This window comes from Thalassovita sp. ABM4_323 (genome assembly GCF_056158665.1).
Genome location: NZ_JBSWTS010000007.1, coordinates 3390824 through 3403989 on the forward strand (window position 1 = coordinate 3390824; position 13166 = coordinate 3403989).

Sequence of the window (13166 nt, forward strand, 5' to 3'; positions counted from 1 at the left end):
CGCGCCACGCCGCCAGGGAAGGAGCCTCAGCCCTGCATCGCCTCCCAGACCCGCGCGGGGCTGACCGGCATATCGATGTGATCCACGTTATACCCGCCGCGCTGCAGCGCATCGATCACCGCGTTCACCACCGCTGGCGGGCTGCCAATCGCCCCGGCCTCGCCGCAGCCTTTCACCCCCAGCGGGTTGTGCGTGCAGGGCGTCTGACAGGAATGATCCACGTCATAGAACGGCACATCCGAGGCCCGCGGCATGGCGTAATCCATGAAGGAGCCGGTCAGCAGCTGGCCGTTTTCATCATAAACGGTGTTTTCCAGCATGGCCTGGCCGATGCCTTGTGCGACACCGCCATGCACTTGCCCCGCCACGATCATCGGGTTGATCACATTGCCAAAGTCATCCGCCGCGGTGAAGCCCAGGATGTCCACCTTGCCGGTGTCGGGGTCCACCTCGACCTCGCAGACATAGGCGCCCGAGGGATAGGTGAAGTTGGCCGGATCATAAAACGCGGTCTCCTCCAGCCCCGGTTCCAGGTTCTCCAGCGGGTAGTTATGCGGCACGTAAGCCGCCAGGGTCACATCGCCCCAGGCCACGGATTTATCCGTGCCCGCCACGCTGAACTGGCCGTCCTTCAGCTCGATATCGGCCTCGGATGCCTCCAGCAGATGCGCCGCGATGGTCTTGGCCTTGTTGATGATCTTCTCGGTCGCGCGCACCATGGCAGACCCGCCCACCGCGATGGAACGGGACCCATAAGTCCCCATACCCATCGGCGTTTTCGAGGTATCGCCATGCACGATGTCGATCTGGCTGACATCGATGCCGATCATTTCCGACACGACCTGCGCAAAGGTGGTCTCGTGCCCCTGGCCGTGGCTGTGGGACCCGGTAAAGACGCTGATCGAGCCGGTCGCATTCACCCGCACGGTGGCGGATTCATACAGGCCCGCCCGCGCGCCCAGCTGACCGACCAAGTTCGACGGCGCGATGCCGCAGGCCTCGATGAAGTGCGCCAGGCCGTACCCGCGCAGCTTGCCGCGCGCCTTGCTTTCGGCCGCCCGCGCCTCAAAATTCGCGTAGTCGGTCATCTCCAGCGCCTTATCCAGCGTCGCGTGGTAATTGCCGGTGTCATAGGTCACCGCCACGGGCGTGTCATAGGGGAACTGGTCAGGCTTGATAAAGTTCAGACGCCGCAGCTCGGCCGGGTCCATCCCGATCTCGCGCGCGGCCTTGTCGATCACCCGTTCCAGCTGGAAGGTCGCCTCGGGGCGCCCGGCCCCGCGATAGGCATCCACCGGCACCGTGTTGGTAAACACCGCCTTCACATTCACATAGATCAGCGGCGTGGTGTAATTGCCCGCCATCAGCGTGCCATGCAGCCAGGTGGGAATGGACGGCGCAAAGGTGCTCAGATAGGCGCCCATATTGGCGTAAGTATCCGTGCGCACGGCGGTGAACTTGTGGTTCTCGTCCATCGCCAGTTCGATCTTGGTCACGTGGTCACGCCCATGTGCGTCCGAGATGAACGCCTCGGACCGGCTACAGGTCCATTTCACCGGCCGGTTCACCACTTTGGACGCATAGGTCACGAAGGCCTCTTCGGCATAGTGATAGATCTTCGAGCCAAATCCGCCGCCCACATCGGGGGCCACGACGCGCAGCTTATGTTCCGGAATGGCCAGCACAAACGCGCCCATCAGCAGCCGGATCACATGCGGGTTCTGGCTGGTGGTATAGAGCGTGTATTCGTCATTGGCGCGGGAATAATCGCCCACGGCCACGCGCGGCTCCATCGGGTTGGGCACCAGGCGGTTGTTGACCAGCTCCAGCGTGGTGACATGGGCGGCGGTCTTGATCGCCTCGTCCACAGCCTCGCGGTTTTCTTCGACAAAACCCCAGTCATAACAGAGGTTTGACGTCAGATCGTCATGCACCTTTGTGGCGCCATCGGCCAGCGCGGCCTTCATGTCCAGCACCGGCTCCAGCTCTTCGATGTCCAGCTCGATCGCCTCGGCCGCATCGCGCGCCTGCTCGGCGGTTTCGGCCACCACCACGGCAATCGGATCGCCCACATGGCGCACCTTGCCCTCGGCCAGGATCGGGTGCTTGGGCTCTTGCATGGGCTCGCCAAACCGGTCCGTCACCTGCCAGCCGCAGGGAATGCCCCCCGCCGCCTCAAAGTCAGCCGCGGTAAAGATCTTGACCACGCCCTCCATGCCGGCAGCGGCGCTGGTGTCCAGCTGCGTGATCTTGCCATGGGCCACTTCGGAACGCAGGAAATACGCGTGCGTCTGGCCGTTGATGTTGATGTCGTCGGTGTAGTTTCCGGCTCCGGTCAGAAACCGGATATCCTCGCGGCGCTTCGTGCTGTCGCCGATGCCTCCATCTTTGGGCATGTCAATTCCTCCCTAGAATTCTGTGCGTTATTCAGCCGCCACGGCGCCCACGTCCTGACCGGACGCCGCCATGATCGCCTTGACGATGTTGTGATACCCGGTGCAGCGGCAGATATTGCCCTCCAGGTAGTCGCGGATCTCGGCCTCGCTCGGCTGCGGGTTCGCCTTCAAAAGCGCCGCCGCAGACATCACCATGCCCGGCGTGCAGAACCCACATTGCAGCCCGTGATGATCCTGAAAGGCCTGCTGAATTGCGTTCAGTGTCCCGTCCGGCGCCGCCTGACCCTCGATCGTCTGCACATCCGAGCCATCCGCCTCGGCCGCCAACATCGTGCAGGACTTCACCGCAACGCCATCCACATGCACAACACAGGCCCCGCACTGAGACGTGTCACACCCAACATGCGTCCCCGTCAGCCCCAAACCCTCGCGCAAAAAATCAACCAACAACGTACGACCCTCAACATTCCCTGTCTTAGACACGCCGTTCACTGTCATTGTTATACTTGTCATCGCAATCCTCCCTGATGCAATTTGGTCTCAGCCGCCGAACAGGCGCTTCAAAAAACCCTTTTTGGGGGCGGCTTCTTGTGCTGTTTCGACTGCCGCCTCGGCCACCGCTTCGACAGGGGTGGTTTCTTCGGGGGCGTCGCCCTCGACAGCGGTCTGAAAACGTTCGAAAAACTGGTCGGCCATTTTCTTGGCAAAGCTGTCAATGATGCGGCTGCCCAGTTGTGCCAGCTTGCCGCCGACCTTGGCTGTCACATCATAGGTCAGCGTGGTTCCGGCGCCATTGTCGGCCAGCGTCACCTGAGCGCCACCCTTGGCAAAGCCCGCAGCCCCGCCCTTGCCCTCGCCGGACAGGGTCAGGCTTTGGCCTTCAACAATATCCGATAGGGTCACGGCCCCTTTGAAGGTCGCCTTCACCGGGCCGACCTTTTGCACCACCGTGGCTTCGAAGCCTTCGCTCGCCGAGCCGGTCATTTCCTGACAGCCCGGGACGCATTCTTTCAGCACCTCGGCTGATAGCAACGCGTTCCATACCTCGGCGCGCGGGGCGGCGATTTCTCTTGTGTCCTTAAGTTCCATAGCGGGTCTCCATCGTCGTCCTGCCTATTGGGCAGCGGATTGAGTTCCGGCGCTATTCGACCAAAGGCGTAGTTCAGCGTAGCTCCGGAGGGGTGAAAGTCAGACCAAAGTCTGAGAATATCTGAGCGATCCGACCATCCTGAGTGGCCGCATAGATCGCATCATCCACGGCATAAGCCAGCGGTCTGTAAGCAAAATGTACGCCAACCCCCACGGTCCATTTGCCCTTGGCAAATCCCGGCAACGGGGGTGTATGCACGCCAAGATCAGGCGTCAGGCCAAATTCCAGGCGCGCCAGCGTGCCCATCGCGGCCTTGCTGTCCCCGCGTGCCAGCGCCGCCATTGCCTGCTCGGTCGAGACATATCGTTGGACATGGCGACTTAGCTGCCCCCCCGGAAAGGCGGACAGGTAGAAGTCTGAAATTGAATCGTTTTCCACCGCGACACTGTCAAACCGGAAATAGGCCGGGATCGGCAGATCGTCGGGATAGGCCTCTTTGCGGTAGGCAATCGCGATCTCTTCGACATGGTATTGGCCGGTGAACACAATCTGTTCCACCCGGCAGGCAAATTCGCTGTCATAGGGGACATGCAGCAGCACATTGACCACGGACCCGCCCACGATCGGGCCTTTCCACAGCCAGTTGCGCAGATCCGCATCCAGAGTTTCCCCTGCGGCGACCAGCTTGAACTTGGCTTTCACGCCCAGTTCGGCTGCGATCACCTTGCCGATTTCAATGTCAACACCTTTGATCTGACCGCCCTCTTCGTAGGACCAGGGCGGGAAATCTTCGTAAGCGGCAAAGGTGATAAAGCCACGTTCCTGGATCGTGTCCAGGTCCTGCCCCACAATATCACGCGAGGCATTCTGAGGTTTTGGTTGGGGCACATAGTCATCGCATCTTGCCCAAGATGGGGTCCCGGCAAGCAGCGTCAGACAAAGTCCGATCCCGAGGGAGAGGAGTGGGTTAACCATGTGCCCCTTTCTTCCGCTTAGTGCGCTGCGGAAAGTCCGATTGTCAGTGCCTCGGCAGCGGCCAGATAGTCGGGGCTGTCACCCGCGATCAGCTTGGCCGCACGATAGGCCACGCTGTCCGCCAGCGGCGCACCCGAGCCGGTTTCGATCTGTTCGGCGATGCCTTGCAGTTCGGCCAGCAATGCATCGCGATCGCCCGAAGCGCCCCCGCCCATGCCTTGCAGCTCGTCACGAATAGCTTTCAAACGGTCCGAGAATTCTTCGACCTCGCCATCATCCGGGCGGGTTTCGATATAGGTGCGGATGGCCCAGGCCGCTTTCTGGCCCAGCAGCTCGCCAAAGGCCGGCATCTTAGTGATCCCGTTCTGGGTATAGCCGGTCTGGAACCGTTCGACATACCACTCGTCACCGTATTCTTCGGCCTCAAGATAGCGCAGATCGGGGGCCAGACCACCCGACACAGCGCCCAGACCATGGCAGCGCGCGCAGTTCTGGTTATAGCCACTGTCGCCGATTTCGACGGCCGCAGTCCAGACCTCATCGCCTTGCGAACGATAGGGGTTCTCGGTCAGCCACTCTTCGCCCACATCCGGCAGAGCATCCGTGTTCATCGGCTGGGGTGCCACATCACCATGGGCGTGGGCCATCGAGGCCGACAAGATCAGACCAAGGGTGGTCAGCTTAAGGGTTTTCATCGGGTCATCCTCCCGTTCTTTTTTGCATCTGCAGCAGGGATACCCGGCATTGAGGCAACGTGGATATTCGACCTTGGTTTAACCTCTGCGGAAAGCTCGACTTTGGTCTAATGGTGGACGCAAACCGGGTCTGAGTACCCTTGTCCTCGTCAGGGAGGACACATGAAAAAGCCGCTATTTTTATCCGCAGCCGTATGGGCCGTGTCTGTGTTGTCTGCCAGTGCCGAGCTGGCTTTGGACATGGTGTATTTGCGCCACGAACAGGATCGCCCACCGGTCCTGTCCAATCTTGACCCAATCCCCGCGGATCTGGGTATTCAAGGCGCAACCCTGGCGGTCGCCGACAGCATGACCACGGGAAAATTCCTGGGACATTCCTATACGTTAGAGGTGATCTCGGTTCCGGTTGACGGCGATATTCTGGAGGCGGCGAAAACCGCGTTCGATGCGTCCAAACTGGTCCTGCTGGACATGCCCGGCGCCCAGATGCAGCAGATCGCCGACCTGCCCGGTGCGCAGGATGCTATCCTGTTCAACGTCAGTGATCCGGCCTCGGATCTGCGGGATACGGGGTGCCGCGCCAACCTGCTGCACACCCTGCCCAGTCAGGCGATGCGGGCCGATGCGCTGATGCAATTCGTGACCAAGAAACGCTGGACCAAACTGGCAATGATTGCGGGCGAACATCCCTCGGACATGGCTTTTGCCGACGCGCTGGACCGCAGTGCCCGCAAATTCGGGCTAAAGATCAAAGCGCGCAAGACATGGGCCTTTGACGCCGATATGCGCCGCAACGCAGCGCAAGAGGTGCCGCTGTTCACCCAGGATTTCGGTGATTATGACCTGCTGCTGGTCGCGGACGAGCTGAACGACTTCGGCCGGTATATCCCCTTTAACACCTGGCGGCCCCGGCCCGTTGCGGGCTCGGTCAACTTGGTGCCGGTAGCGTGGGATCGCGTGGTTGAACAGTGGGGCGCGGCGCAGATGCAGAACCGATTCCACGAACAAGCGGGCCGTGACATGCGCCCCGAGGATTACGCCGCATGGGCCGCGATCCGCAGCATTTCCGAGGCCGCGACGCGCACCAAATCCGACGATCCCGCCACCCTGTTCGCCTATATCCTGTCCGACAAATTTCAGCTGGCGGGCTTTAAGGGGCGCCCCCTGTCCTATCGCGGATGGAACGGCCAGCTGCGCCAGACCATCCCCTTGGTCAGCGGCGGCGCCATGGTGGCTCAGGCCCCACTGGAGGGATTTCTACATCAACGCTCCGAACTGGACACCCTTGGGCTGGATCAGCCCGAAAGCAAATGCGAGGCCTTCAAATGAAACGCTATCTATTGCCGATACTGCTGGCAGGCACCCCCGCTGTGGCCGAGGAAATCTGGGTCACCAATGAAAAGGACGACACGGTCAGCGTGATCGATGTCGCCACGTTGGAAGTGATCCGCACCATCCCCACCGGCGAACGCCCGCGCGGGGTGACCTTTTCCAAGGATCATTCGCGGCTGTATATCTGTGCCTCGGACAGCGACACGGTGCAGGTGATGGACCCCGACACCGGCGAAATTCTGTTCAACCTGCCCTCGGGCGAGGACCCTGAACAGTTCGTGCTGCACCCCAATGACCGGCACCTGTATATCGCCAACGAAGATGACGCGATCACCACCGTGGTGGACACCGAAACCCGCAGCGTGATCGCCCAGATCGACGTGGGCATCGAACCCGAGGGCATGGCCGTCAGCCCCGATGGCAAAATCGCCATCACCACCTCGGAAACCACCAACATGGCCCATTGGATCGACACGGAAACGCAGCAGCTGTTCGCGAATACGCTGGTCGATTCCCGCCCCCGCCACGCCGAGTTCGTGAAAGAGGGTCAGGAACTGTGGGTTAGCGCCGAGATCGGCGGCACTATCAGTGTCTTTGACGTGGCCACGCAGGCGGAAAAAGCCAAGATTGATTTCAACGTCAAAGGCGTGCACCCCGACCGCGTGCAGCCCGTGGGGTTCGAGCTGACGGGCGACGAGAAAACCGCCTTTGTTGCGCTGGGGCCGTCGAACCACGTGGCCGTGGTGAACGCCGACACCTATCAGGTCGAGGATTACATTCTGGTCGGTCGTCGCGTCTGGCACATGGCCTTTAACACCGACAAATCGCTGCTGTTCACCACGAACGGCGTGTCCGGGGACGTCACCGTGATCGACGTCGCCAAACGCAAACCCATCAAAACCATCAAGGTCGGCCGCTTCCCCTGGGGCGCGGCGCTGCGACCCTAACGACCCTCAACAAGGAGTAAAAAGATGCGCTGTACTGCAATCGTGGCCGTGATGGCCGCCCTGGCCCTGCCCACCGGCGTGATGGCCGATGACGATGATGATGACGACATGAAGTTCGGCATGGCCGGGCTGCTGTCGGCCAAGAACAAAGAAGACCTGCCTCCGATCACGCTCAGCGCCGGGATGCCCTTGGCCGATGCGCCCTGGGTGCTGAAATCTGGCACCTACTACGAGTTCGAAATCCAGGGCGACGGCAGCCAGGAACTGGCCCTGACCGGCCCCGAATTCTTCCGCGCCATCTGGGTGGATGAGATCGTGGTCGAAGGGCTGGAGATCCGCCCCTTGGGTGTCGATTCGGTCGAATTCGACGAGGCCGGCGAGATGGAGATCGGCTTTGTCGCGATCAAACCCGGCAGCTATTACCTGAAGGTGCCCGGCTCGACCGGGGAAACCCAACGGCTGGAGATCACCATTCAGTGACGGGACTTAGCGCGCAGGACATCCGCTTTGCATATGGGCCGAAACTGGCATTGAAGGGGGTCAGTTTCAGCGTCCAGCCGGGCGAGTTCTGCGCGCTATTGGGGCCCAACGGGGCGGGCAAATCCACGCTCATGTCCCTGTTGACCCGGCTGTTCACCACCCCGGACGGCACGATCAGCGTTGCGGGCCACGATCTGGCCCGTGCGCCCCGCAAAGCGCTGGCGGAAATCGGCGTCGTGTTCCAGCAGACCACGCTGGATCTGGACCTGACCGTTCATCGCAACCTCAGCTATTTCGCGGCTTTGCATGGCCTGTCCGGGCGCGAAGCGCGCAACCGGATCGACGCAGCGCTGGAGCGTCTGAGCATGGCCGAGCGCGCCCATGAACGCGCCCGCGATCTGAACGGAGGCCACCGCCGCCGCACTGAAATCGCCCGCGCCTTGATCCATTCGCCCAGCGTGCTGCTGCTGGACGAACCAACCGTGGGTCTGGACGCCGAGGCACGGCGCAGCATCACCGACCACGTCCATGATCTGGCCCAGGACCAAGGGCTGACGGTGCTGTGGACCACCCACCTGACGGATGAGGTACGCGACACTGACCGGCTGATCGTGTTGCATCAGGGGCAAATCCTGGCCGACGGTCACTGCGGAGCGCTGCGCGGCACCGCGCCCTTGTCGGACTATTTCCTGACGCTGACGGGGGCAAAGGCATGAGCTGGCTGATCGCCCTGCGCGCCATCCTAATCCGCGAGGCTTTGCGCTTTACCCGCCAACGCGGGCGGTTCATCGCTGCGCTTGTGCGTCCGCTGGTCTGGCTGGTGGTGTTCGCCGCTGGGTTCCGCGCCGCCCTGGGCCTGTCGATCACCCCGCCCTATGAAACCTACATCACCTATGACATCTACATCGTCCCCGGCCTGTGCGGGATGATCGTGCTGTTCAACGGGATGCAAAGCAGCCTGAGCCTCGTCTATGACCGCGAGATGGGGTCCATGCGCCTGCTGCTGACCAGCCCCCTGCCGCGTTGGTGGCTGCTGATGTGCCGCCTGATTGCCTCGACCGTCATTTCCTGTTTTCAGGTCTACACCTTCCTTGGGATCGCCGCGATCTATGGCATCACGTTCCCACCCGTCGGGTACGTAATGGTCCTGCCGGCCCTGCTGATCGCCGGAGTGATGCTAGGCGCGCTGGGGCTGGCGCTTAGCTCGACCATTTCGCAGCTGGAAAACTTCGCTGGGGTGATGAATTTCGTCATCTTCCCGATGTTTTTCCTGTCTTCGGCGCTGTATCCGTTGTGGAAAATGGCCGAAAGTTCCGAGCTGCTGCACGACATCTGCGCAGTGAACCCGTTCACCCACGCGGTCGAGCTGATCCGCTTTGCCCTTTACGGACAGATCAATCTGCCCGCGCTGGGATGGACCTGCCTTGCGGGCGTCATTCTGATCGCGTTGGCGCTGTGGGGCTATGACCCGGCCCGCGGGATGCTGCGGCGCAAATCCTGACCCCTACGACCAAAGTCTTACGACCACGACAGCCTTAAGCGAATGGCTGTCCTGCGCTACACTGGGCGCCAGGAGGATGACATATGAAACGCACCGTACTGATTGCCGCCCTCGTTCTGGGCACCGCCGCCACCGCCCAAGACGATGACCCCGGCGGCATCCTGAACCCGCAGGACACGGGCTTTGGCCGGATCATGCGCAACGTGGACGAAGGTGCGTTGGATATGCCCACCTGCGCGACGGGCTATTACATCACCAAATCCGGCCGACACGAGCTGGCCCGTCGCCTGTTCGAGGCCTGCGCCAAGGCGGGCTATACCGGCGCGATGACCTGGATGAGCCAGTTGGACAACAACGGCCTGGGCGCCGAGTATAACCCCGATTCCGCCGCTGACTGGGACAAACGCGCCGCAGATGCGGGCGATCCGGTGGGCAAGTTCAACTATGGTCTGGATCTGATGCGCGGGCATGGCGTGACCAGGAACGAAACACTGGGCCGTCAATACGTGGACCAGGCCGCGACCGAAGGCTTGCAGATTGCCAAACGCCTGCAGGGCGCAGGCTATGATCTGGACGAGGTCACACCAGACGCGGACAACTGGAAATACGCCCCGCTGTTCTGATCGCGCAAAAAAGGGCCCGCAGCGGCCCTTTTCTACGACTAAAGTCGTATATAACTAATTGCTTTTATTGATCTTTATCAAGAAATCCAGACATTGACCAGACGTATTCTCGGGCCATCCAAAACCCTGGAGGATATGATGACTACTCCCCACCCCGCCCGCCTGATGTCCGTGCTTGCCATGTGCCTGTTGCCGATGCCTGCCCTTGCCAGCGACGCCACTTTCGAGGCCGTCAAAGTCAAGGCCGGAGAAGAGCTTTATGCCGCGGAATGCCGCCGCTGCCATGCCTCGGACACCGAACACGAAAGCTATGGCCCACCCTTGGAAAACGTGATCGGCCGCGCCGCTGGCACCTATCCCGACTATGACTATTCCATCGCGCTCGAAGCCTCGGGCATTGTCTGGACCGAGGCCGCCCTGCGCGCCTGGATGGAGGACAACCAAGGCTTCATGCCCGGCACCAAGATGCGCCATGTCGGCATCAAAGATCAGACCGTACAGGAATTCATCCTGTCCTATCTGCGCACCATCACCACCCGGGACGCGGCGAAAATCGCTGACTGAACCGGCGCAGAACTACTCGATCACCAGACGCGGCAACCAATGGCTTGCCGCGTCAGCCTCGTGCAGATCGTCGGGATCAATCGGGCGAAAATTGCCCTTGTCCGGGGGTGCTGACAGCACCTCCATATCCATTTCCCGCAGCGTTCCCACGATCCTCTCGCCATCCAGATTCAACTGGTAATAGACCCCATTCCACATGTTGATTCCGTACTCGGTGGCGCCTTTCCACAGGAACAAGAGGTCGTATTCCAGATCAGTCAGGTCGTCGGCGCTGACCTGTCTGCGATTGGCGTAGGGATACGGGACGTGGCACCAGTATTTCTGGGCGCCTTCCAGACATTTGAAGGGCCGCATCGACAGGAAGTGATCCCCGAATTTTTCGGTCTGGAATTGCAGGTCATATCGGCTGGAATCTCCGTCGGATTCGAACAGGATCGAGCCGACATGAACGCGGCTATCCTCTTCGGATAAAAGGTAAATTTCTTTTTCTCCGACCAAGGCGCCTGCCGCCAGAGGCAGCGCCGAACCGACCGAAATCAGAGCCGCAAAAACCGTTGGCATAAACGTTGCTTTCATGGTGAAAACCTCCTCCTGTCTGCTCAGATAGTGGGCCCATCCGGCGATGCGTCAAGGGTCGTACGACCATTGTGCAATACCGCCCAAAATGCGCCTGTTTGATACTGTCTGCGTCCGGTGAGCGCTTGATTTTTCACCGAACCAATCGAGACATACGGGAGGAAGACCCAATGAACCGTTTTATCGCGACCGTGGTCGCTGGCGCCATGTCGGTGGGCATGGCCCATGCCGGCGTTACCGAAGACGACCTGAAAAACGACCAGACCATGACCAATCAGGTGGTCACCAACGGCATGGGGCGTCATCTGCAGCGCTACAGCCCGCTGGACACCCTGAACAAAGAGAACGTGCAAAACCTGGTGCCCGCCTGGGCCTTCAGCTTTGGCGGTGAAAAACAGCGCGGCCAAGAGGCCCAGCCGATTGTGTATGATGGCATCATGTATGTCACTGGCTCGTACAGCCGTGTTTATGCCATCGATGTCGCCACCGGCAAAGAGCTGTGGCAATACGATGCGCGCCTGCCCGAGGGCATCCTGCCTTGCTGCGACGTGATCAACCGCGGCGCGGCCATTTACGGCGACAACATCTATTTCGGCACTCTGGACGCCCGTATCGTGGCGCTGGACCGCAAAACCGGCAAGGTAGCCTGGCGCAAGAAAATCGCCGACTACAAGGCGGGTTATTCCTACACCGCAGCCCCGCTGATCGTTGACGGCAAAGTCATCGTCGGCAACTCGGGTGGTGAGTTTGGCATCGTTGGCATGGTTTACGCCTATGACGCTGACAATGGCGATCTGGTCTGGACCCGTCCGATGATCGAAGGCCACATGGGCACCTATATGGGCAAAGAAAGCACCATGACAGGCGAGCTGAACGCAACCTGGCCCGGTGACATGTGGAAAACCGGCGGCGGCGCCACTTGGCTGGGTGGCTCTTACGACGCAGACACCGACACTCTGGTGTTTGGCGCTGGTAACCCTGCCCCGTGGAACAGCCACCTGCGTAACGCTGGCACTCCGGTTGAAGGCAACAAAGGCGACAACCTGTATGCTGCCAGCCGCGTCGGCATCGACCCTGAAAACGGCGAGATCAAGTGGCACTTCCAGACCACCCCGCGCGAAGGCTGGGACTATGACGGTGTGAACGAAGTCGTCGCCTATACCGACCGTGAGGGCAACAAGCGTTTCGCAACCGCTGACCGCAACGGGTACTTCTATGTTCTGAACCGCGAAGACGGCGCCTTTGTTTCGGCCAACCCCTTCGTCAAGGACATCAGCTGGGCCAGCGGCATCGACGAAACCGGTCGTCCGATCTTTGTCGAAGAAAACCGCCCCGGTAACCCAGCCGCCTCGTCTGACGGCAAGAAGGGTGAAGTGATCTTTGCCTCGCCGTCCTTCCTGGGTGGTAAAAACTGGATGCCGATGGCGTTCAGCCAGAAGACCGGCAACTTCTATGTGCCTTCGAACGAATGGGGCATGGACATCTGGAACGAGCCGATCACCTACAAGAAAGGCGCAGCCTATCTGGGTGCTGGCTTCACTATCAAGCCGAACTACGAAGATCACATCGGTTCGCTGAAAGCCATCGACCCCGACACCGGCGAGTGGAAGTGGGAATACAAGAACGATGCACCCCTGTGGGGCGGCGTGATGACCACTGCAGGCGGTCTGGTGTTCTTTGGCACCCCCGAGGGCGAGTTCATCGCTCTGGATGACGAAACCGGCGAAAAGCTGTGGAGCTTCCAGACCGGTTCGGGCATCGTCGGCCAGCCCATCACCTGGGAAATGGAAGGCGAGCAGTATGTCTCGATCGTGTCCGGCTGGGGCGGCGCTGTGCCTCTGTGGGGCGGCGAAGTGGCCAAGAAGGTCAACTATCTGAACCAGGGCGGCCTGGTCTGGACCTTCAAACTGCCCAAGCAACTGGCCATGAAGTAAGCCAACCGCTGGATTGAAAATCGGAAACGCGCGTCCAAATTGGGCGCGCGTTT

Annotated in this window: 14 protein-coding genes; 8 read left to right on the forward strand and 6 right to left on the reverse strand. The window is 60.7% G+C overall.

Annotated elements, in window-relative coordinates; translation table 11 throughout:
- Nucleotides 1-26: 26 nt before the first annotated feature.
- The 5 genes from ACXADQ_RS19290 to pedF form a co-directional block, all read right to left on the reverse strand.
- A complete protein-coding gene (locus ACXADQ_RS19290) occupies nt 27-2396 on the reverse strand; it encodes a xanthine dehydrogenase family protein molybdopterin-binding subunit (protein WP_475321543.1) in 2370 nt (789 codons plus the stop codon).
- 27 nt (nt 2397-2423) lie between these two features.
- Nucleotides 2424-2909, reverse strand: coding sequence for a (2Fe-2S)-binding protein (locus tag ACXADQ_RS19295; protein ID WP_475325186.1), 486 nt, complete (start codon nt 2907-2909; stop codon nt 2424-2426).
- Nucleotides 2910-2936: 27 nt separating this feature from the next.
- A complete protein-coding gene (locus ACXADQ_RS19300; RefSeq protein ID WP_475325189.1) occupies nt 2937-3485 on the reverse strand; it encodes a CoxG family protein in 549 nt (182 codons plus the stop codon).
- 73 nt (nt 3486-3558) lie between these two features.
- Nucleotides 3559-4461, reverse strand: a complete 903-nt coding sequence (locus ACXADQ_RS19305) for a substrate-binding periplasmic protein (RefSeq protein WP_475325191.1) — start codon at nt 4459-4461, stop codon at nt 3559-3561.
- 17 nt (nt 4462-4478) lie between these two features.
- Nucleotides 4479-5156: a cytochrome c-550 PedF gene (gene pedF / locus ACXADQ_RS19310; RefSeq protein WP_475325194.1), complete on the reverse strand. Its 678-nt coding sequence runs from the start codon at nt 5154-5156 to the stop codon at nt 4479-4481.
- 162 nt (nt 5157-5318) lie between these two features.
- Here pedF and ACXADQ_RS19315 point away from each other — a divergent pair, with 162 nt between their 5' ends.
- The 7 genes from ACXADQ_RS19315 (at nt 5319) to ACXADQ_RS19345 (ending at nt 10603) form a co-directional block, all read left to right on the forward strand.
- On the forward strand, nt 5319-6485 hold the full coding sequence (locus tag ACXADQ_RS19315) for an ABC transporter substrate-binding protein (RefSeq protein WP_475325197.1): 1167 nt from the start codon (nt 5319-5321) through the stop codon (nt 6483-6485).
- Nucleotides 6482-7435 carry a YVTN family beta-propeller repeat protein gene (locus tag ACXADQ_RS19320; RefSeq protein WP_475325199.1) on the forward strand — a complete coding sequence of 318 codons (954 nt, stop codon included), beginning with the start codon at nt 6482-6484 and terminating at the stop codon, nt 7433-7435. The genes ACXADQ_RS19315 and ACXADQ_RS19320 overlap by 4 nt, the downstream gene beginning before the upstream one ends.
- A gap of 24 nt (nt 7436-7459) precedes the next feature.
- Entirely contained in the window at nt 7460-7915 is a 456-nt protein-coding gene (locus ACXADQ_RS19325; RefSeq protein WP_475325202.1) for a cupredoxin domain-containing protein, read from the forward strand.
- Nucleotides 7912-8631 carry an ABC transporter ATP-binding protein gene (locus tag ACXADQ_RS19330; RefSeq protein WP_475325205.1) on the forward strand — a complete coding sequence of 240 codons (720 nt, stop codon included), beginning with the start codon at nt 7912-7914 and terminating at the stop codon, nt 8629-8631. The genes ACXADQ_RS19325 and ACXADQ_RS19330 overlap by 4 nt, the downstream gene beginning before the upstream one ends.
- Nucleotides 8628-9416 carry an ABC transporter permease gene (locus tag ACXADQ_RS19335; protein WP_475325210.1) on the forward strand — a complete coding sequence of 263 codons (789 nt, stop codon included), beginning with the start codon at nt 8628-8630 and terminating at the stop codon, nt 9414-9416. The genes ACXADQ_RS19330 and ACXADQ_RS19335 overlap by 4 nt, the downstream gene beginning before the upstream one ends.
- Nucleotides 9417-9499: 83 nt before the next feature.
- Complete coding sequence (locus ACXADQ_RS19340; protein WP_475325213.1) at nt 9500-10039, forward strand: tetratricopeptide repeat protein; 540 nt, start codon at nt 9500-9502, stop codon at nt 10037-10039.
- A gap of 138 nt (nt 10040-10177) precedes the next feature.
- A complete protein-coding gene (locus ACXADQ_RS19345; protein ID WP_475325217.1) occupies nt 10178-10603 on the forward strand; it encodes a c-type cytochrome in 426 nt (141 codons plus the stop codon).
- 12 nt (nt 10604-10615) lie between these two features.
- Here ACXADQ_RS19345 and ACXADQ_RS19350 read toward each other — a convergent pair whose 3' ends face one another.
- Nucleotides 10616-11179, reverse strand: coding sequence for a hypothetical protein (locus ACXADQ_RS19350; protein ID WP_475325220.1), 564 nt, complete (start codon nt 11177-11179; stop codon nt 10616-10618).
- Nucleotides 11180-11349: 170 nt separating this feature from the next.
- Here ACXADQ_RS19350 and ACXADQ_RS19355 point away from each other — a divergent pair, with 170 nt between their 5' ends.
- On the forward strand, nt 11350-13113 hold the full coding sequence (locus ACXADQ_RS19355; RefSeq protein ID WP_475325222.1) for a PQQ-dependent methanol/ethanol family dehydrogenase: 1764 nt from the start codon (nt 11350-11352) through the stop codon (nt 13111-13113).
- Nucleotides 13114-13166: the final 53 nt, after the last annotated feature.